Annotated in this window: 26 protein-coding genes and 1 tRNA gene; 11 read left to right on the plus strand and 16 right to left on the minus strand. The window is 59.1% G+C overall.

All coding sequences use genetic code 11. The annotated features are described in order from the left end of the window. Positions 1-69 precede the first annotated feature (69 nt). A complete protein-coding gene (locus ABXH05_RS06585) occupies positions 70-1,434 on the minus strand; it encodes a DUF1329 domain-containing protein (RefSeq protein WP_353560311.1) in 1,365 nt (454 codons plus the stop codon). Between the two features lie 159 nt (positions 1,435-1,593). Next, a complete protein-coding gene (locus tag ABXH05_RS06590; RefSeq protein WP_353560312.1) occupies positions 1,594-4,206 on the minus strand; it encodes a DUF1302 domain-containing protein in 2,613 nt (870 codons plus the stop codon). Positions 4,207-4,918: 712 nt separating this feature from the next. On the opposite strand from ABXH05_RS06590, the gene ABXH05_RS06595 reads away from it, so the two are divergent. The 4 genes from ABXH05_RS06595 (at position 4,919) to ABXH05_RS06610 (ending at position 9,660) form a co-directional block, all read left to right on the plus strand. Further along, a complete protein-coding gene (locus ABXH05_RS06595; RefSeq protein ID WP_353560313.1) occupies positions 4,919-6,289 on the plus strand; it encodes a parallel beta-helix domain-containing protein in 1,371 nt (456 codons plus the stop codon). Positions 6,290-6,327: 38 nt separating this feature from the next. After that, positions 6,328-7,365 carry an SO2930 family diheme c-type cytochrome gene (locus ABXH05_RS06600; RefSeq protein ID WP_353560314.1) on the plus strand — a complete coding sequence of 346 codons (1,038 nt, stop codon included), beginning with the start codon at positions 6,328-6,330 and terminating at the stop codon, positions 7,363-7,365. Positions 7,366-7,472: 107 nt separating this feature from the next. Next, a complete protein-coding gene (locus ABXH05_RS06605) occupies positions 7,473-7,892 on the plus strand; it encodes a GFA family protein (RefSeq protein ID WP_353560315.1) in 420 nt (139 codons plus the stop codon). A gap of 43 nt (positions 7,893-7,935) precedes the next feature. Then, positions 7,936-9,660: an N-acyl-D-amino-acid deacylase family protein gene (locus tag ABXH05_RS06610; protein ID WP_353560316.1), complete on the plus strand. Its 1,725-nt coding sequence runs from the start codon at positions 7,936-7,938 to the stop codon at positions 9,658-9,660. Here the strand turns inward: ABXH05_RS06610 and ABXH05_RS06615 are convergent. From ABXH05_RS06615 to hemC, 10 genes are all read right to left on the minus strand, one after another. Continuing rightward, positions 9,657-10,040, minus strand: a complete 384-nt coding sequence (locus tag ABXH05_RS06615) for a limonene-1,2-epoxide hydrolase family protein (RefSeq protein WP_353560317.1) — start codon at positions 10,038-10,040, stop codon at positions 9,657-9,659. The two genes, ABXH05_RS06610 and ABXH05_RS06615, sit on opposite strands and share 4 nt — an antisense overlap. An 11-nt stretch (positions 10,041-10,051) precedes the next feature. Then, the gene (locus ABXH05_RS06620; RefSeq protein ID WP_353560318.1) at positions 10,052-10,516 is read right to left on the minus strand and encodes a tellurite resistance TerB family protein; all 465 of its coding nucleotides are present in this window, start codon (positions 10,514-10,516) and stop codon (positions 10,052-10,054) included. 143 nt (positions 10,517-10,659) lie between these two features. Then, positions 10,660-11,268 carry a protein-methionine-sulfoxide reductase heme-binding subunit MsrQ gene (locus ABXH05_RS06625; RefSeq protein WP_353560319.1) on the minus strand — a complete coding sequence of 203 codons (609 nt, stop codon included), beginning with the start codon at positions 11,266-11,268 and terminating at the stop codon, positions 10,660-10,662. 290 nt (positions 11,269-11,558) lie between these two features. After that, positions 11,559-11,634, minus strand: a tRNA-Thr gene (locus ABXH05_RS06630). Between the two features lie 176 nt (positions 11,635-11,810). Further along, positions 11,811-12,260 (minus strand): GNAT family N-acetyltransferase, encoded by a 450-nt coding sequence (locus tag ABXH05_RS06635; RefSeq protein ID WP_353560320.1) that lies wholly within the window; start codon positions 12,258-12,260, stop codon positions 11,811-11,813. A 96-nt stretch (positions 12,261-12,356) separates the two neighbouring features. Then, the gene (locus ABXH05_RS06640) at positions 12,357-13,478 is read right to left on the minus strand and encodes an alpha/beta fold hydrolase (RefSeq protein ID WP_353560321.1); all 1,122 of its coding nucleotides are present in this window, start codon (positions 13,476-13,478) and stop codon (positions 12,357-12,359) included. A gap of 69 nt (positions 13,479-13,547) precedes the next feature. Further along, positions 13,548-15,224: a heme biosynthesis protein HemY gene (locus ABXH05_RS06645; protein WP_353560322.1), complete on the minus strand. Its 1,677-nt coding sequence runs from the start codon at positions 15,222-15,224 to the stop codon at positions 13,548-13,550. Further along, complete coding sequence (locus ABXH05_RS06650; RefSeq protein WP_353560323.1) at positions 15,221-16,714, minus strand: COG4223 family protein; 1,494 nt, start codon at positions 16,712-16,714, stop codon at positions 15,221-15,223. Before ABXH05_RS06650 ends, ABXH05_RS06645 begins: the two co-directional genes overlap by 4 nt. A gap of 95 nt (positions 16,715-16,809) precedes the next feature. Next, positions 16,810-17,529 (minus strand): uroporphyrinogen-III synthase, encoded by a 720-nt coding sequence (locus ABXH05_RS06655; protein ID WP_353560324.1) that lies wholly within the window; start codon positions 17,527-17,529, stop codon positions 16,810-16,812. 6 nt (positions 17,530-17,535) lie between these two features. Continuing rightward, complete coding sequence (gene hemC, locus ABXH05_RS06660) at positions 17,536-18,486, minus strand: hydroxymethylbilane synthase (protein ID WP_353560325.1); 951 nt, start codon at positions 18,484-18,486, stop codon at positions 17,536-17,538. 131 nt (positions 18,487-18,617) lie between these two features. On the opposite strand from hemC, the gene tsaD reads away from it, so the two are divergent. After that, positions 18,618-19,691, plus strand: coding sequence for a tRNA (adenosine(37)-N6)-threonylcarbamoyltransferase complex transferase subunit TsaD (gene tsaD, locus ABXH05_RS06665; RefSeq protein WP_353560984.1), 1,074 nt, complete (start codon positions 18,618-18,620; stop codon positions 19,689-19,691). Between the two features lie 558 nt (positions 19,692-20,249). Here tsaD and ABXH05_RS06670 read toward each other — a convergent pair. Beyond that, positions 20,250-20,393: a hypothetical protein gene (locus ABXH05_RS06670; protein ID WP_353560326.1), complete on the minus strand. Its 144-nt coding sequence runs from the start codon at positions 20,391-20,393 to the stop codon at positions 20,250-20,252. Positions 20,394-20,910: 517 nt separating this feature from the next. Next, complete coding sequence (locus ABXH05_RS06675; RefSeq protein ID WP_348136392.1) at positions 20,911-21,561, minus strand: TetR/AcrR family transcriptional regulator; 651 nt, start codon at positions 21,559-21,561, stop codon at positions 20,911-20,913. Between the two features lie 71 nt (positions 21,562-21,632). Between ABXH05_RS06675 and ABXH05_RS06680 the strand changes: the two genes are divergently transcribed. Continuing rightward, positions 21,633-22,643 carry an NAD(P)H-dependent glycerol-3-phosphate dehydrogenase gene (locus ABXH05_RS06680; protein ID WP_353560327.1) on the plus strand — a complete coding sequence of 337 codons (1,011 nt, stop codon included), beginning with the start codon at positions 21,633-21,635 and terminating at the stop codon, positions 22,641-22,643. Here the strand turns inward: ABXH05_RS06680 and ABXH05_RS06685 are convergent. Continuing rightward, positions 22,640-23,059: a hypothetical protein gene (locus tag ABXH05_RS06685; RefSeq protein WP_353560328.1), complete on the minus strand. Its 420-nt coding sequence runs from the start codon at positions 23,057-23,059 to the stop codon at positions 22,640-22,642. The two genes, ABXH05_RS06680 and ABXH05_RS06685, sit on opposite strands and share 4 nt — an antisense overlap. A gap of 160 nt (positions 23,060-23,219) precedes the next feature. Between ABXH05_RS06685 and ABXH05_RS06690 the strand changes: the two genes are divergently transcribed. From ABXH05_RS06690 to ABXH05_RS06700, 3 genes are read left to right on the plus strand one after another with little or no spacing between them, the layout of a single operon-like run. Further along, a complete protein-coding gene (locus tag ABXH05_RS06690; RefSeq protein ID WP_353560329.1) occupies positions 23,220-23,498 on the plus strand; it encodes a YciI family protein in 279 nt (92 codons plus the stop codon). A 2-nt stretch (positions 23,499-23,500) separates the two neighbouring features. Further along, positions 23,501-23,824 carry a YciI family protein gene (locus tag ABXH05_RS06695; RefSeq protein WP_353560330.1) on the plus strand — a complete coding sequence of 108 codons (324 nt, stop codon included), beginning with the start codon at positions 23,501-23,503 and terminating at the stop codon, positions 23,822-23,824. Further along, complete coding sequence (locus tag ABXH05_RS06700) at positions 23,824-24,252, plus strand: EVE domain-containing protein (RefSeq protein WP_348136397.1); 429 nt, start codon at positions 23,824-23,826, stop codon at positions 24,250-24,252. The genes ABXH05_RS06695 and ABXH05_RS06700 overlap by 1 nt, the downstream gene beginning before the upstream one ends. Here ABXH05_RS06700 and ABXH05_RS06705 read toward each other — a convergent pair. Next, positions 24,245-24,676 (minus strand): bleomycin resistance protein, encoded by a 432-nt coding sequence (locus ABXH05_RS06705; RefSeq protein WP_353560331.1) that lies wholly within the window; start codon positions 24,674-24,676, stop codon positions 24,245-24,247. The genes ABXH05_RS06700 and ABXH05_RS06705 overlap by 8 nt on opposite strands. Before the next feature lie 77 nt (positions 24,677-24,753). Here ABXH05_RS06705 and ABXH05_RS06710 point away from each other — a divergent pair, with 77 nt between their 5' ends. Both ABXH05_RS06710 and ABXH05_RS06715 read left to right on the plus strand, forming a co-directional pair. Beyond that, a complete protein-coding gene (locus ABXH05_RS06710) occupies positions 24,754-25,275 on the plus strand; it encodes a GFA family protein (protein ID WP_353560332.1) in 522 nt (173 codons plus the stop codon). A gap of 11 nt (positions 25,276-25,286) precedes the next feature. Next, the gene (locus ABXH05_RS06715) at positions 25,287-25,661 is read left to right on the plus strand and encodes a Rieske (2Fe-2S) protein (RefSeq protein WP_353560333.1); all 375 of its coding nucleotides are present in this window, start codon (positions 25,287-25,289) and stop codon (positions 25,659-25,661) included. Positions 25,662-25,697: the final 36 nt, after the last annotated feature.

A 25,697-nucleotide genomic window follows, 5' to 3' on the forward strand; every position in this document is an offset into this window, starting at 1 on the left:
TAACAAACGGGCCGGACCTCGGGTATGAGGACCGGCCCGCCGTTGGATCGTACTTAGGCGTACAGCGACTTAGCGCACACCGAGCTGACGGATAGCCGAAGGCGTATACCGGTCAGGGTTGAGCTCATCGGCGAAGTAGTTCACGCCGGGCTCTTCGTTCTGCATGGCGAGTGACAGGTAACGACCGTTACCAGTGTCGTACACCACTTCAGTACCTGAACCACAGGTCGGTACGTTGTAACGCTGGATCGTGTGCAGTTCCTGCACGCGCCACAGCTCACCGCGACCGTCATAGAGTTCAGCCTGTGCCAGCTGCCACGCATCTTCATCCATGTGCTTCACACGACGGCTGTAGATGTGGCGGTTTTCAGCACGCAGGTTCGCTTCGATTGTCCACACACGGTGCAGTTCGTAACGAATGTTGTCCTGGTTCAGGTGACGAGCCTGGATGTACTGGTCGTATGGAGCTGTTTCAGCGTCATACGTGTTGTAGGCAATGATCTTTTCGCTCTTGCCCTTAACAGTCCAGTCAAACCGGTCTGGCGCGCCATTGTAGCCGTCAAACGAGTCTGAAGTAGACAGACCGTCTGAGTTCGTGCCCGGGTTGTCATACGCAATATTCGGAGCACGACGCACGCGACGTGTACCTGGTGAATACTGCCATGCCTTACGAGCATCGAGTGCACGGTTGAGGGTCTCATGCACCAGGATCACGCTACCAGCCGCACGCGCCGGAGCGGTCGTGTTGGCAATGTAGTAGATCGAGATGTTGTCGAGTTCCTCAGCTGCACCCTTGGAAGGGTCAGACCACTGAAGGATGGCTTCATCCTGAACCGTCTGCAGTGTGTAGTCGCCGGTTGCCGTAACAGGAGCAGCCGTAAACTGACGCGTCACCTTAAAGGCACGATAGCGCAGAGTGTGGTTCCAGATTGCTTCCAGACCAGAATTGATGATCGGGAAAGGCGAACCCATGATGCCTTTGCCAACACCATTACCGCCACCAACAAGTTCTGAAACAACAGCGTTATTCTTGTTTGCTTCATAAACGAATTCAGGGAACGCGCATGAGCGGCGTGTCTGATAGACGTTCATTTTGTAGGTGTCGTAGGTCGAAAGCAGTTTCTTGTAGCCTTCGGTCAGAACACCGTCGTACTGGCCCATGTTGCCAGAATTGATTGTGTACTGAACTGCGTCACCCGAGAACGGGTTCTGCAGACGGTCACCTGCATTGTAGGTAACGCCCGGAGGGGGTGTCGGCAGACCACCGGTCCATGCCGGGATCGCCCCGCCATTGCCGGCCTTCTCGCCACCCATCGGGTTGAGATCATTACCCAGGCGGTCTGCCTGAGCCTGCGGAACTGCTGCGAGAGCGGCTGACGCGCCGAGCGCTACACCACCTGCAATAGTAGCCGCAATAATGCCACTGGTTTTCATTGAGAATCTTCCTCCACTGAAGAGTTCGTTTGCGGCCATCCGGTTCACAGCATCACCTGCGCCTTAGGACCAATCGTGTTCCCCACGAGTTTTTGGTGTGACGCCCGGACCGCCTCAGGATTGAGACGGTCCGGTGTCAAAGTCGTTTTCAGTCTAACCTTAGAACGAGTAGCTCGCTGTGAGCGACACAAAGTCGTCATCAAGGTTGTTCTGATAGGTCTCGGAACCCATGAAGTCCGTGTAGCTCAGGCCAACACGCCATGTGCTCTGCAGGTTTGCAGTGACGCTGATGCCGATTGAACGACGGTCTTCAACAAAGTTGCCGAGCGGAGCTGGTGTGAAGCCCTCCAGGTCGTGACGGTACACGAGCTGTGGTGAGAGCGTCCAAGCAGTGCCGAAGGCATTGTTGTAGTCGAGACGTGTCAGGAGGATACCACCGTAAGACGTTTCAGTCGGACGGCAACCCTGACGGGTGTCGAGGTTCAGGATCGCGCCGAGCGGCAGATCCGTACCAGAGCGGCAAACTGGAGCGAGGCGGTTGAATTCAACCACTGCACCGGCAGCCTGCGTACCAGGCGATTCATCGGGAACACCAGGAACGTGCACGACGCCAAATTCCGTCACCAGGATACCGATGTCGGCACCCAGGAATTCGATGAGCGGGTTGGAGTTTGTGTACGTAGCCGTCGTACCGATCTGGAAGGTAAATACTTCCTCACGAACGAAGGCAGTTGGCGTACGACCAAAGTTCTCAGGCTTACAACCAGTAAGGTCGGTTGCGAGTGGCTGAGTACCTGGCTCTGTGGAAAGCGGCGAAATCGCCGTCCGCAGAACGTCACCGAAGGTGATGGCACCGACACACTGTGCACCAGCGGCAGAAATAGTCTGCTGCGTGGTGTCAACCTGCAGCGGCTGGTTTGGACGGTAGGACACTTCGCCCTGCACGCCCCAGTCGCCGACTGTGGTGTTGAAGCTGATACCCCAAAGCTCAATGTCTTCTGGGTAGATCAGTGTGGTTGACAGGTTCTGTGTCACGCCGATGTTTTCAACGCCATCCGGAGCGATCGGGATGTTACCCAGACCCGGAATTGCGATCGTCGTGGAGGTACCGATGAAGATACCGCACTTGATGAGCGCAACCTGACGCATGTTCACTGTGGACTGGCCAGCAGTGATACCCGCGAGATCAGCAACAGCAGTTGCGTTACCCAGAGCACCGTAAACAGCAGCAGCAGTTGAAGCCATGGCTGCAGCGGACGCATTCGGGTCAGCAACATTCACGCCTTCGAGGAAGCCACCATTGGCAAGTGAGGTATCCGCAAAGTCACGGTTACCAGCGCCAAGAAGCGCGCCACAAGCCTGTGCACCAGAAGCAATGGCCGTACCGGTGGAACCAGGAGCCTGAATGCTTGTTTCAACCTGAGCGATGCCGTCTGGCTTCACCTGGGCGATTGGCAGACGGGAGTGGTACTTCATGTAGTAGAAGCCAAACTCGGTTGAGTTCAGAGCTTCTGAGTACCAGCGAAGAGCAACACCGAACTGACCTTCGTCCTTGGCGTTGATGTCACGACCACGGGTCGTGCCTTCAAGAGCATGAACGTTGGACACATCGTCAACGATGTTCGTGCCGGTGCTGGCGCTAGTGTAGCCGTTCAGGAGAATTGTCTGAGCGGAGCCATCTGTCGGCAGGTTTGTCAGGTAATGCTGCGATGAAGCAGTGGAGCAACCCGTACCAACCAACTGAGCATAACGTGCAGCCTGACCAAGTGCCGCCGCAAGGTTACGCGTGGCGTTGGTTGTGTTGTCACAGTTACGCAGGTTTGGACCGGAGCGCAGTGAGCCGGAATAGAAACCGACACCCTGGTTACCACCGATGCTGGAGTTGGCATTCGCCACGTCTGAACCAGCGAACGGCGTACCGGCTGGATCAAGCTGGAATGGTTCCCAGTCAAGCTGGTAGAACGCTTCCAAAGACAGGTCGAATGGCAGACCCACAGAACCGTACAAGGCCCAGACCGGAATCAGGCCTTCCTTGATTTCCACACCTGGACGACGGAATGCGCTGACGTCAACTGGGTTGACCGCGTTGATGCCGTTGAAGATGAAGGTACCTTCACCCCAGGAGATAACCTGCTTACCAGCGCGGAAGTTGACCGGCAGGCTGCCGAGATCAAAGTCAGCTGACAGGTAAAGGTCGAGCAGGCGAATGTCGCGGCCCACTTCTTCCTTGTTGTTGTCGTCAATACCGAACCGGTTGTACGAGCTGTCATTATCCAAAACAGCGTCATAGAACTCCGTGGCACGGGCGAACAACGTGAAGTTGCGCCATGTGGCCTGGAAGTCGTGGTTGGCTTTGATGTTGGCAGACGTCAGATCGCCGGCACCGAAGTTCAAGAAACGGTCGTCCGTGTTGGGCGAGTCGTCAAAGTTGAACGGCACGACAGTGCCGCCAAGGGCACCGTTGTTTGTTGACGTCACCGGCGCAACAGATGCCGGGAAACCAAACAGGTTGGCAGTACCCGTAGGCACCAGAGTCGTAACGCCAATTGTGCTGGCCTCACGTGGGTCGAAGTTACCGCCGTTGAATTCTGTCAGGAACGCAGAGCGCGCATCCTTGGTCTTCATCTGAACACCGACGGAAACCGTCGTGTCAAAGAAGATTTTCAGTTCGCCGAACTCAGTAGACAAAGCATGTGCTTGTCCCCCTGAGACCAGCAGACCCACACCCACGGCACTGCCTAGGAGTGCGGATCGCAAATTGCGAGTAGTCATTTGAGCGATCCTCCTCGATCCTCGCTTATTAGACGTAATGACGAAGCTAGGAGGAGTAGGGGCTCTAAAATATAGAGCACGTTCCCTGTCCCCCCGGCCAGTCAGCATCCCTCGCGCCTAGACCACTGGATGACCCCCTGTGAGTCAACCCGATTGTGATGGAATGTGACGCCGCGATAACATCATTGGGTACGGGTATGGCTTTTTGGTCACGTTTTGAGCAGTTTTGTTAACGATACGCTAATCATTCACTCCATGCTGCGGTGCAATATATCCATATGTTCAGTCGCTTAGCAGGAGAGCGATCCCGCCTTCGGGACGAATCAAAACTGCCCCTTTTAGCGCCAGAAAGGCGTGCAAATCAGCAACAGCCGCCCCACGAAAAACGCACTCAGTGCGGTTGTTCCGGGACTAGTCCCCAGCTGCCCGCTCCGCCTCAGAGCATCGTCTGGCGACAGCTGTTTCGTCCTCAAAGCGACCCGCAATCCGGGATTTACTTCGTCTTCAGGCCTGCCGGGCCACTTTTGGGCGCAAGCTCTCCTGAGTGCGCCTGATCTGCCTCAAGGCCAAATCTCATCGTCATGCCAATCTTCCTGTCAGGAGAGTGTGATGTCGAGTTACGGTTTGGACAGACACACCGGCAGCCACACTGGCCCCACGGCCCAAAATCAATCTCAGCGTGCCCAAGCAAGCACGCACAAAGGATCGCCTGATGACCGTGACGCAGCACCAACCCACACCATTCCAGCTCACTCTCAGCCTGTTTGCCGCACTGACCATTGCGACCGCTGTGCCAGCCATGGCGCAGTCGAACGAGCCCGTTGCGCCAGAAACCTCACAAACGGCGGAAGAGAGCGTGCCGGATCGCGCCGCATCCGAAATGACCGCGGCTCCGGATGCCTACACAGCCATTCAGCAGGCCTTGATGATGGCCGAACCTGGTGCCGTCATCGAACTGGGCCCGGGCCGATATGAATTGACCGAAGGGCTGTCCCTCAATGTGGACGACGTCACCATCAAGGGTGCGGGCATGGATCAGACCATCCTGTCCTTCCGCACCCAGGAAAGTGGTGCCGAGGGCCTTTTGGTGGAGTCCTCCGGCGTCGTCCTGATGGATTTTGCCGTGGAAGACGCCAAGGGTGACGCCATCAAGGTCATTGGCGCCGATGGCATCTCCTTCATCCGCGTGCGTACGGAATGGACAAACGGTCCTGACCCGCTCAACGGTGCCTACGGCCTTTATCCGGTCGCGTCCAAGAATGTGCTGATTGATGGTGCCATCGCCCGCGGCGCATCTGACGCTGGCATCTATGTCGGCCAGTCAGACAACATCGTCGTGCGTAACTCGTTGGCCGAATACAACGTGGCTGGCATCGAGATTGAAAACAGCTACGTCGCCGACGTCTATGACAATGTGGCCCAGCACAACACCGGCGGTGTTCTTGTGTTTGACCTCCCCAACCTGCCGCAGCAGGGCGGACATTCCGTCCGCGTCTTCAACAACAAGATCATCAACAATGACACGCCCAACTTTGCCCCCGCCGGCAACATCGTTGGTGGTGTGCCCATGGGCACCGGCGTCATGGTGATGGCCAATGCAAAGGTGGAAGTCTTCGACAATGAGATTTCCAACAACGGCACAGCCGGCGTCATGATTGTCGCCTACCCAAATGAATTTGAAGACGACAATTATTATCCGTATCCGGAAGGCATTTCCGTGTGGGGAAACAGTTTCACCAGCAATGGCATGGCACCTGACAACGACATCGGTGAGTTGATTGCTTCGATCTCCGGCACGCCCGTTCCCGATATCGTGTGGGACGGCAACATCCCCCTGTGGCATTACTTCACCGGCATCCCTGAAGACCGCGGCGTCTACATTGGCGACAACGCAGGCAGCGACCCTGAAACCGGGCAAGCCACCTTCATCGACGTGGATGTGATCGGCTACTTCGCCTGGAACTGGTTCCACTCGCCAAGCCGTGAGCTGCCAGATCATGCCGGCGGCGGCACGCGCCTGGCGGGCGCTAATGTTTCAGCACCAGGCTCAGAGGCTGCATCCAGTGAGGCGCCCCAGCAGTGACCATCCGGCGTGTAAGTAAATGGCTCGTTGTCCTGAGTATGGCATGGGCCGCCGCAACATCAGCGCATGCAGCCGTCAACGACGCCGCCATCACCGGCAGCGTCGCACCCAAGGCATTGTCCGAGTATGGCTTCTTTGATGACCTGAAGGCGCACACGCCTGCGGACCGCGTCTTGCCCTACGATCTCATCACACCGCTGTTCACGGACTACGCTGAGAAACTGCGCTTCGTCTATGTCCCTGAAGGCAAGACCGCTCAGTACAATCCTGATGATGTCTTTGCATTGCCGGTGGGCTCTGCCCTCATCAAGACATTTGCCTACCCGCAGGACGCCCGCGCACCCGGTGAGAACCTGCGACTGATTGAGACGCGCATTCTGGCGCACACCCCCAAAGGCTGGCGGACCTATCCCTATGTCTGGAATGCGGACATGACCGACGCCGCGCTGTCTCCCTTGGGCGCCAAGCTCGACGTTTCATGGATTACCGCTGACGGCACCAACCGCACCATTCGCTATGCGGTGCCGAACATGAACCAGTGCCGCTCCTGCCACGTCAAAGGCACGGGCCGCGACCGCACTACGGTCCCCATCGGGCCGGAAGCCAAGCACCTCAACAAAGACTATTCGTATACGGATGGCATCACCAACCAGCTCACCAGGTGGACCGAGGCAGGCATCCTGACAGGCACACCGGACAGTCCTGATGACGCCCCCCGTATTGCACAGTGGGACGACGCCACACTACCTGTCGCTGACCGCGCGCGCGGCTACCTGGATATCAATTGCGCCCACTGCCACGCGCCTGATGGCCCGGCTCATACATCGGGCCTCTATCTGGACACCCGCGCCACCACACCTGCGCAATTCGGCATCTTCAAACGCCCTGTTGCAGCAGGCCGCGGATCAGGCGGGCATGATTTTTCAATCAACCCCGGCGACCCTGAGTCTTCCATCATCGTCTACCGCATGGACTCGACTGATCCGGGCATCATGATGCCGGAGCTTGGCCGCTCCACGATCCACCGCGAGGGCGTTGCTCTCATCCGCGAGTGGATCGCTGGCATGGACGACTAGTGCCGCCACCCATTTTCCCCTTAGGTAGCCATGCTGACACAGCCCCCTGACTCCCAAGACACCACGGGCTAGACTATCGCCAACAAAAAACACGACAGGGAAATGACATGACCAACACAGCAACCGGCGGCTGCCTTTGCGGCGACATAACCTACTCTTTTGATCGCGATCAGGTGGTCTCTAGCCACCATTGCCATTGCACGGACTGTCAAAAGTCCACAGGCAGCGGCAAGGCAACAATCGTGTTCGTCCCATCTGCTGCGGTCGACATGAAGGGTGACCTCAAAACCTACACGGTGCAGGGAACAGCAGGCAGCCATGTCAAACGCGGCTTCTGCGGCAAGTGTGGCTCTCCCCTTGTGAGCTTCATTGAAGAAAACCCCGGCCTGACAATCATCAAGGCAGGTTCCCTGTCCGACAGCAGCTGGGTGCAGGTGGCTTCAAGCTTCTGGTCTGACTCTGCTCAGTCCTGGTCACCGGTTGATCCAACCTGCGACTCGGTTCCCCAGAATCCCAACATGGGCTAGCGAACCGCATATCGGGCAGAACGAGACGGCAAGGAAGACACCCATGACTCACGACCTCATCATCCGCGGCGGCACCATCGCTGACGGCACCGGCGACGCCGCATTCACCGGCGACATCGCCATCAAGGACGATGTGATCGTCGAAGTCGGAACCGTATCCGGCACTGCCACCCGTGAGATTGATGCCAAGGGCGCGCTCGTGACACCGGGCTGGGTTGATATCCACACCCACTATGATGCCCAGGCAACATGGGACACAGCCCTTGCGCCTTCTTCCTGGCATGGCGTCACAACCGCCGTCATGGGCAATTGCGGCGTCGGCTTTGCCCCCGCCGCCCCTGACAAGCACGACTGGCTCATCGGCCTGATGGAGGGTGTGGAGGACATTCCCGGTGCCGCCATGACCGAAGGGCTGACATGGGGCTGGGAGAGCTTTCCGGAATATCTGGATGCACTGGACCGCCACTCCTATGCCATCGACATAGCCGCCCAAGTGCCCCACGGCGCAGTGCGCGGCTACGTCATGGGCGAACGTGGTGCCAAGAACGAAGAAGCCAGCGAAGACGATATCGCCCGCATGGCGCAGATCGTCGAAGACGGCGTGCGCGCCGGAGCCGTCGGCTTCTCCACCTCCCGCACTTTTTTGCACAAGGCCACCGACGGCGAATACGTGCCCGGCACCTTCGCCAAGGAAGACGAACTCTTCGGCATCGGCGACGCCCTCAAGCGTGCAGGCCACGGCGTCTTCCAGATGACCTCCAACCACAAGGATATGGACAAGGAGTTCGGCTGGATGGAGCGCATGGCGCGCGACCTTGGTGTCACCGTCACGTTCAACCTCGTCCAGACCGACGAAGCACCCGAACTGTGGAAAAAGATGCTCGGCCTTCTCGACAAGGTAGATGCAGAAGACCTGCCGCTCTACGCGCAGGTCGCCGGACGCCCCGCAGGCATCCTCATGGGCTGGGAATGCACGGTACATCCCTTTATCGCCTTCCCAAGCTGGGCCGAGCTTGCCGCTCTGTCTCCAGCGGATCGCCGCACCCGTGTTGCTGATCCAGACTTCCGCACACGGATGATCAACGAGACACCTGCCGACATGACAGGGTTCGGCCTGTTCGTCACACGGTCTTTTGAAAAGATGTTCGTGCTGGATGCAGGCGACGGCTCCGCCCCGGACTACGAACCAACGCCTGAACAAAGCGTTGCGGCCATCGCCAAGGCGCAGGGCATCAAGCCTGAGCAGGTGATCTACGACGCCATGTGCGCCAATGGCGGTGAAGGCCTGCTCTACTTCCCGCTGTTCAACTACACGTCCGGCGCCATGGATCCGATCCACACCATGCTGCAGCACCCGCGGACTAACATTGGCCTGGGTGACGGCGGCGCCCATTGTGGTGCGATCTGCGACGCGTCCATTCCCACCTTCATGCTGACCCATTGGGTCAAGGGCCGCACCCGCGGCGACAAGCTGCCGCTCGAATTCATCGTCAAGCGCCAGACCCGCGACACCGCGCTTCTGTATGGCTTCGCCGATCGTGGCCTCATCAAGCCAGGCATGAAAGCCGACATCAACATCATCGACCTGGACAAGCTGGCCATCCCAGCCCCCCACATGGCCCACGACCTGCCGGCAAACGGCAGACGTCTGGTGCAGGAAGCCACCGGCTACATCGCAACCCTCAAGTCAGGCGTCGTGACGTTTGAAAACGGCAAGGACACCGGCGCACGGCCGGGCGGATTGTTGCGCGGGCCTCAGTCAGCCTAGGCAGACACCCGAGCCATCTCGGACTCAAATGTCTTGAGATCAAAATAATCGCGCCATTTGCGGATGATCTGGCCATCCATTTCAAACGCACCCATGACGGGCAGTGTCATCCATTTGCCGTTGATGAGGAACTTGTCGCTGCGCTCCGTCAGCACGGTGCCGTCAGCCGTTTCCGAGATGGCGTGCATGACCCAGTCGATTTCACTGGCGGAGTTGAAGAAGGCTTCAAGCACGCCACGGATCGCAGCGGTGCCGGTGACCGGGTCCATGGGCAGATTGTGATAAAAGCTGTCTTCATCGAAGAAGCTCATGATCTTGTCGAAGTCGCGCGCATTCCACGCCCCGACAAAGTCCATCACCGCCTGCGTGTTCGCTGACATGGCGCTCGCTCCTATTTGCTCATCAGAGCAAACAGCTTAGAGCGGACTTCGTCGCGGTAATAGTCCGGCACCCGCAGCAGGTTGGACGCGCGGTTCATGAGGTTTTCCTCAAACACATCGACCTTGCCGTCTGCGGCAACAATCTCGAACATCATGTCCAGCACTGAGATGCGCCCGTCCCGGTCCATCTTTTCCGTCACGACATTTGTAAACTTGAAAAGGTCCGTCGCGTCGCGCTCCGCTTCCTTGGCTTCCTTGAACAGGTCTTCGGCTTCACGATCAGACAGCTCGAACTGGCTCTTGAGAAGATCAACAAGCTTCATCGCTTCCTCGATGGTTTCCTCCCCGTCGATCACAAGTGAGCGCACCAGCAGCGTGGCGATGGCCTTTTGCAGCTGCTGGTCTTCCGCCGCAGCGTCCTCTTCATCCCCAATCAAAGATTTGAAACGAGCGGTGATGTCATCAAGAAAACCCATGGGACGCTTTTCCTTCTGCCTTGAGGCATGAACAGGTGGATTGCGACCACATATAAGGGGAAATCATGGGGCGGTCAGGTGCAAAGTGCCCTGGTGCCAGACATCGACTTCACAAGCCCGGCCTGTGGTGAGAAGAGACCTGTCTACGCCATGGACTGGCCAGGTTCACTTCCCTTTCTGCCCGACGACACCTTCCAGATCCGATAGATCTCAAGTCCCACCAGGGGTAAGAAATGGACTAGGGCCCCACCAAACGTGTTGTGGATAAAAATCCAGTGCAGCAATGTGGCAACCGCAGCCACATAAACAAGCCGCTGCAGGTTCCCCCATCCTTTGCCCATGGTGCGCACGGACACGGAATTGGATGTCATCGCCAGGGGAACAAATATCAAGAAGGCAACCCAGCCGGTCCAGATCCCAAACCTGACAGCGTCTTGCAGCACCAAAGACAGGGTCCCAAGGTCAATGACATAGTAGAGCGTGTGGAGCGCCGCATAGCCGAAGGCCGCCACGCCAAGATACCGGCGCCGCTGCATCAGCCACGCCGTCCAGCGCGCGCCGGGAAAAAGCATACGCAAGGGCGTGAGCATCATTGCAATAATCATGAACCGGGCAGCAAATTCGCCTGTCGGGTGCAGTAGCTCTTCAATGTCCCGGCCGTTGAGCGCACCGTTGATCATGCCAATTGACGGCAGGGTAAGGATCAACCAGAAGAAATAGGGCGAGTTTAGAATTGTTTTGATGTGTTTCATTCTCCGGCCTCCCAACCATCCCGCACTTGAAGCTATGCATCAACGCAGGCCGGTTCAACACCGGGAAGACAGATGTCCCACCCCACACCTGCCTGCGGCAGCTTGAATTTCCGCCAGATGTATAGGCTGGAGACGCGGTAAAAATCTTTCGCAGCACATTGAACCGGTGCTTCCGGGGGTGCCGGGTCAAGAGGATAGGCTTCGTTGGATTTTTCAAGCTTCTGCGACCATCGCCTGCGATCAACCTCTCGCCGTGAGATTGAAGTCCAGTGAGGTTGAGAGAGAGCCGGTGGTGCCGCTTAGGTGACTTGAACACCTGACCCCGTCATTACGAATGACGTGCTCTACCAGCTGAGCTAAAGCGGCTTGACCATTGTGAGGCTGGCCCGCGAAAAGCGGGGTGACCTGACCGGCGGGCGCGGAAGATAGGGGGAATATGGCCCCGCTGCAAGTCATGAAGCAGGGCAAATCCACCTACCGCCAGTGCGCGCTGAGCCTACCCATTGATGGTTAATAGAACCTTGGGCGACACGGCCCCGCCTTCAACTCGCCGGATAGCGCAGCCGCAGCATCATGTGACCTGAGTCCTCGTGGAACCGCTCCGACACCGGAACAAAGCCATAGGCGTCATAAAACCGGCGCCCCACTGCATTTTCCTTGAAAACATCAAGCTCGAGCTTTCCATGGATATCACGCGCCTTGTCCATCAGCATGCGGCCAGCGCCGGTCCCATGCGACCCGGACTGCACAAAAATCGCACCGACCTCCGTGGTGCCCTCGCCCACCATCAGGGCAATGAACCCGACAACCTCCCCATCGCACTCACACACCCAAGTCTCGGTATTGGGCAGATAGACATTGGGAATGTTGTAGCGCTCCGTGTCCTTGAAGGTTTCAGACAGGAAGGGGTGCCCCACCAAAGTAGCACTCTCCCAGGCGGCCATCACCGCATCAAGATCAGTATCCGCATATGCCCGGAGGGTGTTCGTCATGGGTCAGGTCCATTTGGGCCCAGGTTTTGCCAAGAAAAAGGGGAAGACGCGTCTGCTGCATCTTCCCCAATCTGAAATTCTGAGTTGCGGGCGATCTTACTCAGCAGCCTCTTCAACCACGTCCTCTTCGGCGTCCTCGATGACATCGCCTTCAGCCGCGTCTTCTGCGGCCTCCACAGTCAGGGAGCCGTCATCTTCGACGGTAACCGTTGCTTCGAGCGGCGGCATCACCGGCGCAGCAGGTGCGGCCGCGGAGGCTGCGTTGGCAGCCATGAACGCCCGCACGTCATTGGCACTGACGTCAGCGACCTCTTCCATCGGGATGTGGCCTACATTCTCGTACACCACCAACGTGGAGTTAGGCAGCAGCTCATCAAACCGGTAGCCAACGGAGACCGGGATCAGCGGATCCTTGTCACCCCACATGACGAGGGCAGGCATCTCCAGGGACTGAACTGTTTCAGGCGGCACCTGAACCCGCGGCGTACCAAAGCGCGCGCGTGTGGCGTCCCGCGTGCCTGTCATGACATTCAGCTCGATGTAGCGATCCACCATTTCGTCGGTCACCACAGACTGGTCAACGAACACACCGCGCAGACCATCTTCAAAAATGAACCGCGGCGTGAGCCAGCGAAGCGCGGTGCTGACCACAGGCATGTTCACAAGGGAGAACGACCTCGCTGCATCACCGGAAGACGTTTCTGCTTCTTCCCGCGCAATGCCGGAGGAGCAGACAAGAATGAGCCCCTCAAGATCTTCGGGATACGCCACCGCATAGTTGAGCGCCACAGCGCCACCCATGGAGTTGCCAGCAAGAGTGAACTTCTCAACACCAAGCTTGCGCACCACTTCGCGGGTGAAAGCCGCCATTGCGGTCACTGAGTAATCCGCTTCAGGCGTGGCACCCGTCAGACCATGGGCAGGCATATCCAGCGAGATGACCCGGTAGGTGTCCCCTAGGTTTGCAACCCACGGCTCCCACGTATGGAGCGATGCATTGGACCCGTGCACAAGCACGAGAACATCACCATCCGGATTGCCCTCGTCACGCACATGCGCAACCGCGCCCGACCGCAATTCAATGTACTGGGATGCCTCACTGCCATACTTGGCCTGAAGCTCTTGGCGCGGAATATCAAACCGCAGCCACGCCGCAATAATGACTGCGACGGCCACCAGAATGAGCGCAACAACGCCCAGGAAAAGCCTCTTAAGCATCTCTTGATCCCCCTATGGTCGGCACGGCGTTGCCTGCCGCATCCCAGGCCGACGTCGTCCAATCTGGTTTTACCAGGAGGCGCGCCGGTCTTCGTCTTCTTCATCAAACGCAGCCGGACCTGGATCATCCGGGCGCGGCGGCATGAAATCAATTTCTTCGTGGATATCAATCAATTCAGGCGCTGGGGCTGCAACCGGAGCAGGCGGCACGGGCTGTTCGTTTGAGTTGTCCGCTGATGCCACCTTTGCAGGCGTGATGTCCTTCGCCGCTGGTTGGACCTCTGGCGCTTCTTCCTCAGGTGCAGGCGGTGTCGGTGCGGCAACAGGTACGGGCAGCACAACGGCTTCAGCTGCCTGTGCCATGGCTTCTTCCGTTGACGAGCTGCCAATCGGCATGACGGCGTCCGTCGGCGCACGCCATTCAAACGCATCAAACGCCCCGGTCGTCGGCACCACAGGTGCCCAGCTCGTGGTGCGATATCCATCCGCCACCCACTGAGCGTCTGCCGGTGCCTTGACCGAGCGCGACAGCCATTCGCGCGTCGCACCCATGTCGCCCATGCCCTCAGACAGTTCTGCCATCAACATGCAGATGCGACGGCTGGGGAATGGCTCGGCATACGCAATAAGCTGCTCCCGCGCATCATCAAACCGCCGGGCGGCAATGGCAGCCCGGGCAACAAGCACATGGCTTTCCACGTGATCGGGATTGCGAGCGGCCAGAGCGCGGGCGCGCTTGAGGCGTTGTTCCGCAGCTTCAACAGGGAAAATATCCAAAAAGACATTGGCAAGGTCGGGATGCGGTGACCGTGCCCAGGCATCTTCTATGATCTTCTGCGCACGGCGGGCACGCCCGTCTTCAAACACCAGCCGCGAGGCAAGGGCTGCAGCCGGCACGAGGTCCGGCGCTAGGTCACGCGCCTCAATGGCATGGCGAAGGGCACCGGCGCGGATGGCCTGAACCGACAGTGTGTCGCCGCCGTCAATGTCTTCTTCGTCACGCGGTCCGTCCGGCGCTTCGATCTTGGCAGCTTCTGATTGCGCCAGCGCGGTCAGAAGCACCGCCCGGCGGCGGCGCGCATCGGTGCGCTCCACCAACCCCTGCCCCAGACCCTTGTCCAGCGTCTCAAGGGCCGCTTCGTAACTGCCCTGCCGCGCTTCAATGGCAAGCTTGCCTTCAAATGCCCAGGGTGTTGCGGGCGACGCATCAAGTGCGCGCGCCGCATGGACCCGCGCCTGATCAAGGTCACCGGACGTCATGGCATGCTCGAACAATCCCTTGAGCGCCAGACCATGGGTTTCAGGCGCGGCAAGCATTGCCCTGAAGGCCTTGCCGCTTGCCACTTCGTCGCCATTGAGTTTCGCCGCCTGAGCTGACAGCAGCAATGTCATGGCGGGCTGGTCCAGCAGCTTGTCTGCCTTGTCCGCATAGCGCCGTGCCGACTGACCATCGCCTGAGGCCACAGCCAGCAGACCGCGCGACAGCGCCTCATAGCCGCGCACTTCCTGGCGTGACTGCCAGAAGCTCACAACATTGCCCGGCCCGTGCATCACGAAACTGATAATACGCTCCGCGAAAATCGCGAGGCCCACCAGCAAGGCAACCAGACCCAGCGCGGTCGCCACACTCATGGCGATCTGCCGGTCACCCACGGTCGCGACAATGTCACCGGGGACCCCGGCAATGGCGGCCGTCAGTGCGGCTAGAACAGCGACAATGAAAAAATACCAAAGGGCGCGGATCATTGCGCAGCGCCCCCATCTTCAGCCGCGGGGACTTCTGGAACCAAAGTCTCCGCCGCGGGAAGGTCTGCGTCCGGTTGGTGTGCCGTTGCCAGATCTGTCAGCAGGGATTTGCGCATGTCCGTGATTAAGCCGTTCACATCCGCCCGCGCACGCGCTGTCTCCAGCCACGGCGCCAGCGCCTCTGCCGCCGGGCCTTCAATGGCGGCAGCTTCTGCCACGGCAGCTGATACATCTCCATCACTCAGTGCGGCTTCTGTGCGGGCCAAACGTGCTTCCAGCCCATCACCTTCAACAGCGCCGGTCTGGCGCACGGTGATGAGTGACAGGGCGTTGCCGGTAAATCGTTGCCACACACTATCAGCAGCACCCGCCGCCTCAGCTCGCATTGCTTCGCGCGCTGCCGGCTGGAAGGACCGCAACAGCGAGGATGCATCTGCAACACCAGTTGACGCAGCCTGCTCCAAGGCCGCCACTTGCTCCGCACCCGGAGCAAGTTGATCGACGGCTGCAAGTTCGCTCTCAAACGGCTTCCCGTCATTGGCTGCCCCCGCAAGGCTCGCCAGGGCAATACCAAGGGCGGCGCGGCGGGCGGCTTCCGGGCGGTCAACGCGCGCTTCCACAGTTGCAAGCCGGGCCTCTGTGGCGTCGTCAGCAGCTGCCAGTGAAGAAAGGCGATCGCTCTGCGCCGCCAGCGTGTCCTTTGTGGCATCCGCCCGCGCACTCAGGGCACCAAGCTCAGCCTGCATAGTGCCAAGCTGTGTGCCCTGTGTTGTTTGCTGTGACCCGATGGCAGCAACCCCTGCCTCCATGGCAGCGACACGCCGTTCTGCGGATGCTGCGTTCTGCACAGCTTCTTCGGACGCAGCCACCCGTGTTTCCAGCGCAGTGATGATTGTCTGTAGCGCCTCGATCTGGTCTGGCTGAACCGCTGTTGCAGCAACGCCTACGGCGGTTTCCGTATCTGCAAGCCTGCCGTCAATCTCGGTGATCAACCGAAGCGCGGCATTGAGGTCGTCCGCGCTTGCCAATGCATCCACATCAGAGCCGGTTGCAGCGGCCAGTTGGGATTCCACGTCCGTCAATTTGGTATCAAGCGCCCCGCGGGCTTCTTCAGCATCACGCAGCTCTCCGCCCAGACGTTCAACGTCGCGCAGCAGGGCTGCAATACGTGTGTCCGCCGATTCAAGTTGCGCACTTACGTCTGACGACGCACTGCCGCCACTGAGCACCGCCTGCCCGGTCTGTTCATTGAGCAGACCCGCCTGCCACAAAACCGCTGCCAGAACGGCCGCGCCGCCAAAAAACGCCGCGATGGGCGCAGCTACTGTCATGGCCGATCCGCCACCGCTGCCGGATGCAGGCTTGGCCGGTGCATCCGTCACATCTTCCGCCGTGCCATCAATGACACGGGCTTTGCGCTTCTCCTCGCCGGAGGGCGCACTTGTTGTGGCGTCGGCAGGCTTTTCGTCAGGGGTATCGCTGCTGCTCATGGGGTCGCAAAAAACTCTTGTGTTAGGGGGCCAAATCAGGCGCGCCAGAGGACCAAAACGGATGGTCCATACGGGTCGCAAAGACTAGAGGGCACTTAAGGAGACAACAAGGCAATGAGATGCGGTGTTTCAGGCGCAGTTGCAACCTTGCAATGTGCCGAATTAGGCGCAGAAATCTGCGCTGAGAGCGCTTCTGCCACCGCAGGAGACAGGCAATAGGCATCAATGTCCGCCAGTTTGCCCAAAAGACCCGCTTTTTCGGCCAAATCAGCAAGCAAACGGGCACTTCTGGGGGAAAACAGCAGTACGCCGTCCAGATCACCCGCCAAAAGTCCACTGATGACACTCTCAGGCAGCGTCTCCAAAGGCCGCGCCTCATAGCCAACCACGCGATTGACCGTGAAGCCCTCCGCTTTCAGTGACCCTGCAAGGTCACCTGCCGCTGCTTTGCCTGAGACATGAATGAGAGATCCGTCCTCAGGCGACAGCCTGGCGGTGACCAGCGCTGCCAGAGCATCAACGTCACCGTCAGCCGTCTCGACCCGCATCCAACCCGCATCCCGCGCCGCCTGGGCGCTGGCCTTGCCAACCGCAAAGGCGGTCATGCCATCCGGCGGCGCGCCAATCTGCTCAGCAAACGCCCTGACCCCATTGGCACTGGTGAACAAAACCGCCCGCACACCGACCAGGTCAATGGAAAGATCGCGAACAACCACCTGCATCAGGGGCGCGACAAGCACCTCATGCCCAAGCCCCCGCAGAGTGTCCGCCAGCGCGGACGCATCAGGCTCTGGACGTGTGACGAGAAGATGCATGGGCGCTTAGCCCATATTGGCGACGAAATCCTCGCCAGCTTCTTGTTTCAGCGTACGACCTGCGCGGGTGCCCAGCGCCCGTGCGTCGGCCACAGCCGCATCGTCTTCAAAACGGAAGGCCTGCGAGCCATCTTCGGCCAGCAACACGGCTGTGAGTTTTATGCGGCCGCCTGGTATCAAAACCGCATGGCCCCCAATTGGCGTTCGGCAGGTGCCATCCAGTTCAGCCAGCATGGCCCGTTCACACCCAACGCATAGGCTGGTGTCGGCATCATCCAGTACTGCCACCGCAGCGCGCACATCTTCTGCGTCCTTGCGGATCTCAATACCGATGGCGCCCTGCCCTACAGCCGCAATCATTTCGGGCGCATCAAGGAGGCACGTCGCCTTGTCCTCAAGGCCCAGACGCTTGAGGCCCGCCAGCGCCAGCAACGTGCCCTGCACGTCGCCGCTGGCCAGTTTGTCGATGCGCGTCTGCACATTGCCGCGAAAGTTGACAATCTTGATGTCCGGACGCATGGCCCTGATCTGTGCACCGCGCCGCAGCGAGGCCGTGCCCACAACAGCCCCTTGCGGCAGATCGCGAGGGTGTGCCGCCGCCGGGCTCACCCAGGCATCGCGCGTATCTTCGCGTGGCAGCATGGCAACGATCTCGAACGCGTCATGCAGGACCGTCTCCACATCCTTCATGGAGTGGACGGCCAGATGAATCTCACCTTCATGCAGGGCTGTTTCCAACTCCACCGCAAACAATCCCTTGCCGCCGATCTCCGCCAGCGGACGCACCTGCTCCCGGTCGCCGCTGGTAACAATCGGCACAATCTCGACTGCTGCGTCCTCAAGCCCATGGGCCTCGCGCAGGCGGCGCGCCACTTCGTTTGCCTGCACCAGCGCAAGCGGGCTGCCGCGCGTACCTATGCGCAACGGGTGGTCAGCAGTGAACGGGGCGGATGTCATGAAACCTCGACGAAACAAGTACTTGTGTGCTTTATGCGCTCTTTCACCAACACGGGCCCCAGACACCGGCGACAACGCCAGCGCTGCAACGCGCGGGCATGGATAGCACATCAACGGCAATGACCAACCACATGGACGCCCACACACCGACGGCACCCCAGTTTACAGTCCTCGGCATTGAAACAAGCTGCGACGAAACCGCCGCGGCCATTGTGCGCGGCACGCCGGGTCAGCCCGGTGAGATTCTCTCCAATCTGGTGCTGTCCCAGTTCGAGGAGCACGCGCCTTATGGCGGCGTGGTCCCGGAAATTGCCGCCCGCGCCCATATTGACCATCTTGATTCGCTGGTAGCCTCCGCCCTGCGCGAAGCTGACGTGTCGCTTGGCGATCTGGACGCCATCGCCGCCACCTCCGGCCCCGGCCTTGTGGGCGGCCTGATGGTCGGCCTTGTGACCGGCAAGTCACTGGCCTTTGCCGCAGACAAACCCTTTGTCGCGGTCAACCATCTGGAAGCCCACGCCCTCACCGCACGCCTCGTTGCTGCCACACCTTTTCCTTATCTGGTCCTGTTGGTCTCAGGCGGCCACAGCCAGCTTCTCGAAGCACGCGGCGTCGGTGACTACACCTTGCTGGGAACGACCCTGGACGATGCGGTAGGCGAGGCCTTCGACAAGACAGCAAAGCTCATGGGACTTGGCTATCCCGGCGGGCCGCATGTTGAAAAATGGGCCCTCAAGGGCGACCCCAAACGCTTTGACCTGCCACGTCCCATGAAAGGCCGTCCGGGTTCGGACTTTTCATTTGCCGGCCTCAAGACCGCCCTGCGCCAGACGGTGACAAAACTGGCACCCCTGACCGAAACAGATCTCGCTGATGCCGCCGCCTCGTTTCAGGCTGCTGCCGCGGACACCATCGAAGACCGCACGCGCAATGCCATGCGCACCATGCGTGATGCATCTGATGCTGATGGCCCCATTCCCTTTGTGGTGGCGGGCGGCGTGGCCTCCAACAAGATGCTCCGGGCGCGGCTTGAAGACCTTGCAACCTCTGAAGGCTTTGCGCTGACAGCGCCACCATTGCCCTTGTGCACGGACAACGCGGCCATGATTGCCTGGGCAGGCGTAGAGCGCATGGCCATTGGCTCAACGGATGGCCTCGATACGGGCCCGCGCCCCCGCTGGCCGCTGGCCGACCTCACCGCATAGAAAAGAGGAGTGGATGTTTTGATGACATCAAAATACCGAACGTTGTTGGTGTGGATAATTAGCTCAACTCCGCTATTCACGGTTATGGCCTTGTCCCAAACAACGGAGGGAACGGTTGCATCAGTGCTCGCCGCTCTCAATGCAGCTGGATTTGCATACTTCATGCTTGCAAGAACAACGTTTAGCCGATGGATCGTCACACTCATCTTGACACTCATCGCCCTTGCGTTTGCCGGTTCCCTTACATTTTTTTCCGTGATTGCTTTCTCAGACGACGCACTCATCGTCGTTGAAAATCAGGACGCTGTTTTGAGAAGCAGTATGGCCTGGGCGTTTGGCTTCATACTACTCGAGATTGCGTGCATCATCTGGTTTCGAAGAGTAGCCAGGGCCTCAACATAAAAAAATGGGGCCGCACCTGAAATGCGGCCCCAGTTGGAAACCCTTCACCTGTGCCCGGGGATGTGAGCGTCAGCAAAGGGAGGAAGAAGGGTGCGGACAGTCCGGCCAGGTCCCCGGAGGAGGAGAGGGACCCGACAGGTCTGTCCGAATTCTTGATTAGATGACGTTTGCCGCCTGTGCGAGCAGCGCCACCACATAGGCAGCCAGAACGGCTGTGCCCACGAACACACCGACTTTGGTGCTGAGTGAGGTAGGCAGAAGCTCTGGGAGCTGGTTGGTCTGGTTTGCTGTGTTGCTCATTGGTCGTCTCCATCACACGCTGTTTCAGCGAAACGGAAATTCAGGATCATCCTGTGGTGAGATTTTGGCTGACGGGAGGCGTCAGACAATTACGCCGCGGGTCATGACTTCAGCGATCAACGCCACTGCATAAACAGCGACTGCCACAACCGGCAGATGGCGACTGATTGGACTGGAAAGTCTGAATGATGCGTACCGCATGATGTGCCCTCAATTCCCTAGCTGGTGCCCCCAAGGCCCCTATGACCTGGATGCGAACACCACCGGACCCCGTCCGGCTCACTCGATATAGGGGCACTCTAAATGAAAAACAATGAACGCTTCGCAAATTGTTCATTCTTTAGACGCGGTCGAATGATGCCGATAACACACTGAAAAATAAGGAATAATTGGACTTGAAGGCCGATTCCAGAAGTGGACCACAGCGGACCATGCATGGCAGGAATGCGCAAAATGCCGATTTTTCAACCGAATTTCAGCCCGGCTCAAATCACAGGCACATCGTGAAAATCAGGCGTCAGCCGGTCTTCTGGACATTGTCTTCGTCGGCCTGCGGGCGTTCACCGCCCACAAACAGGGTGCGATCCGGGCATAGCCCGCCCAGCACCAGGTCAAAAACCCCGGACAGTTCCCTCTCGAGATTGTCCAGCGTCAGCCGCGACCAGAGCTGCGGATAGCTGAACTTCATGGTGGCGGACTGAATCATCTCCGCCGTGAAGTTCACATCATTGGTGGCGAACTCGCCCAGCTCGCGGCCATTGGCGATGATCTCCATCATGATGGAGCGTTCCCGTTCCAGCATGTCCGTGGAGAATGTCGGCCGTTCCGCTGATACCGTGTGTGCCAGCTCGATGATCTTGGGATCTTTTTCAAGGTTCGTGTAGGTCATGCGCAGCTTGCCAAACAGATAGTCCCGCATGGCCTGCGTGGCGCTCTTGCCCGGTGCACGGATGGCTTTGGCAAGCTCTTCCATGGTCTCGACCGTCGCCCGGCTTGCAATTTCCTCGGCAAGATCGAGCTTGCCCTGAAAAAAGCGATAGAGATTGCCCGGTGACATGTCACAGTCCCGCGCGATCTCAGCCATTGTGGTCTTGCCGTACCCGTAGTGGAGAAACCGCTCCCGCGCCGCCTCCAATATACGTTCCCTGATGTCGTCTTTTTCTGTCATGACCTGCGAGTGTAAGGTGCGAGAATGAATAATCAACGAACCATTCAGTCAAAACAGGTTTCATCCCCCCAATGACCGTCGCAGACCCAAAAATCCACAGCATCGGCATCATTGGCGCAGGCGCCTGGGGCACGGCCCTGGCAAGCATTGCAGCACGGGCCGGCCGGGACGTGACCCTGTGGGCCTACGAGCCTGAAGTGGCCGACGCGATCAACGCGACCCACGAGAACACCACGTATCTTCCCGGCATCGCGCTGGACGACAGCATTCGCGCCACAACGGATCAGGACACTGTCGCCAAGGCGGATGCGGTTCTGCTCGTCTGCCCGGCCCAGACCATGCGAGGCGTTACGAGGGAGCTTGCCGCCAGCGTCAGCGCCGGGACACCGATCGCCATTTGCGCCAAGGGGATTGAGCAGTCCACAGGCAAACTGATGACGCAGGTTCTTGAAGAAACCGTGCCTCACGCGATCCCCGCAGTCTTGTCAGGGCCCTCTTTTGCGGCAGACGTGGCCAGCGGATTGCCGACAGCGGTGACACTGGCTTGTGCAGATGAAGAAGTTGGCGCTGCATTCGTTGATGCCATCGGCATTCAGACGTTCCGTCCGTACCAGGCAACGGATCTTGTGGGTGCTGAAATCGGTGGGTCTGTCAAAAACGTGCTGGCCATTGCCTGCGGCATTGTTGAAGGCAAGAAGCTCGGCGCATCCGCCGCGGCCGCCCTGACAGCGCGAGGCTTTGCAGAACTCACACGGTTGGGCGTGGCACTGGGCGCACGGGCCGAAACGCTAGGCGGCCTGTCCGGCCTTGGCGACCTCATCCTGACCTGCGGGTCACTGCAAAGCCGCAACATGTCTCTTGGCGCAGCCCTTGGCGAGGGGCGATCACTTGCGGACATCCTGGGTGAGCGCGTTTCCGTCGCTGAGGGCGTTGCAACGGCGCCGGCCGTCGTGGCTCTGGCCCGCACCCATGGCGTGGAAATGCCGATCTGCGAAGCCGTTGCGTCCGTCGTCATGGGTCAGGCAAGCGTCGACGAAGCGATTACCGCTTTGCTGTCGCGTCCGTTCAAGCGCGAGGCCTAGTTCTTAGCGGGGCGCCACATGGGCCCAACGATCATCAGCAGCACAAGAATGTTCCAGACGGCATTTTGCCAGGCACCCGATGCAATCGAACCCGCGCTGTCCAGAAAGAACCACGCCAGCGCCCCGACCAGCAAAGACTTACGCACGCCTTCCGGCTCGGCATCATAGACCCATACCGAAAGGCACCAGATCATCACGCCCCAGCCAAACAGAAACCCGCCCAGCAGCGCCGACACGAAATGCATCGTTGGACCTTCATAGGTCTGCTGGCCGTCTACCGGCCAAACCAGCACATCCAATGAAAAGCGAGCTACTTCAGAGTATTCCGGCATGGTTGCCAGAAAGGCGACCGGCCCGAATGAGGCGATCACAATCGCTGAAATCTTGAGCCAGAACTTGTGAAAGTCATGAGACATGGCGCTCTCCTGTTTCCATGAGGGTCAATTTTGTAGCAGGCGCTACATTTTGTCCAGCCCCTGGATCTGTCTTTGCCTGCCGGCAGGACAACAGCTCGCTTGCATGCGCCCCGCCGGTCGCGCATCTTGCCTGCCGAACCGACACACAAGGACACGCCTCATGCTTTTTGCCCTCACCTGCATCGACAAACCCGACAGCGAAGCCCTGCGCCTTGCCAATCGCGACGCGCATCTCGCCTATTGGGGCGAAACCGGCAAGGTCAAACTGGGCGGCCCCTTCACGGATGATGCAGGCGAACACATGGAAGGGTCGTTCCTGGTCATCGACGTGGCAGACCGGGCTGAAGCAGAGCATCTGCAGGCCGAAGATCCCTATCAGACAGCCGGGCTGTTTGCGCGCGTCGACATCCGTGCGTGGAAGTGGCTGCTGGGCAACTAGCCATGGCGCAGAACAATCGCCTGTGGATCGTGCTGGGCACCGACTATCCCGACAATCTGGAAAAGCGCATGGCCGCGCGGTCAGCACACTTTGCCTATTGGGATAATCAGAAGGACGCGGATGGCAAAGCCATCATGCAGATGGGAGGCCCCGTCACCGATGAGCCCGGAGACCGGATGATCGGATCGATGTTCCTGTTGCGCCTGCCCACGCTGGCTCAGGCGCAGGCCCTGCTGGCAGAAGACCCCTATGTCACCCAGGGCGTATTTGAAACCTATGAGATCAGACCCTGGAAATGGCTGGTCGGAACGCCGGAGAATGTCTGATGGCCTATTGGCTCTTTAAATCCGAACCCGGAACATGGTCATGGGATGATCAGGTCAAGTGCGGCGCCAAGGGCACCGAGTGGGACGGCGTGCGCAACTACATGGCCAACAACTTCATGAAAGAGATGAAGATTGGCGACAAGGGCTTCTTCTACCACTCGGTGAATGAAAAGCAGGTCGTTGGCATCGTCGAGGTCATCGGTGAGCACGTGATGGACCCGACCGACGCCAAGGGAAAATTCGGCATGGTGCAGCTCAAGGCTGTAGAGCCCGTGCCAAACTTCGTGACCCTCGCAGACATCAAAGGCGACCCAGCCCTCGAAGACATGGTGCTGGTCAAGAACTCACGTCTTTCTGTCCAGCCGGTCACGCCCGCTGAGTGGAAAAAGGTCTGCGCCATGGGTGGCTTGAAGAAAGCGCCTAAGTAGCCGCGCGTTCGCCGAGACTTTCAAAGAAACGCAGCAGATACCCGTCAGGATCAGCAACCGCAAACTGCCGGTTGCCGCGTTCCATATTGTCCGCCCGATACCACTTGTCTTCTAGCGGCAGATAGAGCGCCACATCAGCCTCCGCAAGCCTTGCCAGTATCGGCGAGACGGCATCGACCTCGATCTGAAAGTTCACCCCACGCCCGAATGGCTTATCAAGCACCGCGCCATCAACGGCAAAGGTACGACCCTTGTCCCCTTGATCCAGCATCACCTGCGCGGCACCCAGCTCCAGAAAGCCGAAGCCTTCTTCGGGTCTTTGATAGCGGACGGAAAATCCCAGCAGGTCACGATAGAAGGCGACGCTGGTGGCGTAGTCACTGACGGTGAGTTCGGGGACAAGAGTATTTTGCACGGCGTCCATTCCTGATGTCTGCTGTCCTCTGGCCTGATGTTCTATGGCCTGATGTCCCATGGCTGATGTAAGAGGGACATTCTATAGTGGCCCGCCATTCACTGGACCCTTATCGCAGCATGACGATCCTCAAGCCACCACCCTTGCCCCTCACTGACGGCTGCCAGTGCGGCGCCGTGCGCTACACGATTTCAGGCCCGCCGGTCGTCTTCTATCTGTGCCATTGCACCGAGTGCCAGAAGCAGACCTCAAGCGCCTTCGGCGAAAGCCTGAGGGTGCAGCGTGCGGACTTTGAGATGGAAGGGCCAACAAAAGTCTTCCTGCGCCCCATCTCAAAGGGCGGTCATCAGACCTGCACATTCTGCGAGACCTGCGGCACACGACTGACCCATCAACGCCCCGGCTATGGCGACAAACTGAACGTCAAGGCCGGCACCCTGGATCATGCATCCTGGCTCGTGCCCGCGGGACATATCTGGGCATCCTCAAAGCAGGCACATGTCACCATTCGTGCGGATGAACTGACCTATCCACACCAGCCGGAAGCAGATGCTGATCTGGAAGCCCGGTGGCAGGCAATGACGCCCACCTGGTACCCGGCCACATGACGCCCAACCACATGCCAGCGGAACCTTGGCACACTCGCGCCGGCGCGCCGGCGCCCGGCACGCAGCTTTGCGCCCTGTCTGAGATTCGCGAACCCGGCGCCCGCGGCTTCTTGTTCGGCGAAGGCAAGGAGCGGTTTGACATGTTCGTCGTCCGGCGGGGCGACAGCGTCGTCGCCTATGTGAACGAATGCCCCCACGCCTTCACGCCGCTGGAAACCTGGCCGGACAAATTTCTGACGCTGGCCGAAGACGAAATCATCTGCTCCACCCATGGCGCACTCTTCAACATCGGCGATGGCCTGTGCACGTCCGGACCATGTACCGGCAAATCCCTCATTGCCATTCCGGTCATCATAGATGATGGTATGATCACCATCAGCCAATAAGGCAAACTACAAAATCGCACTGCCGGGGGAGATATA

This window comes from Pyruvatibacter sp. HU-CL02332 (assembly GCF_040362765.1).
Taxonomy (GTDB): domain Bacteria; phylum Pseudomonadota; class Alphaproteobacteria; order CGMCC-115125; family CGMCC-115125; genus Pyruvatibacter.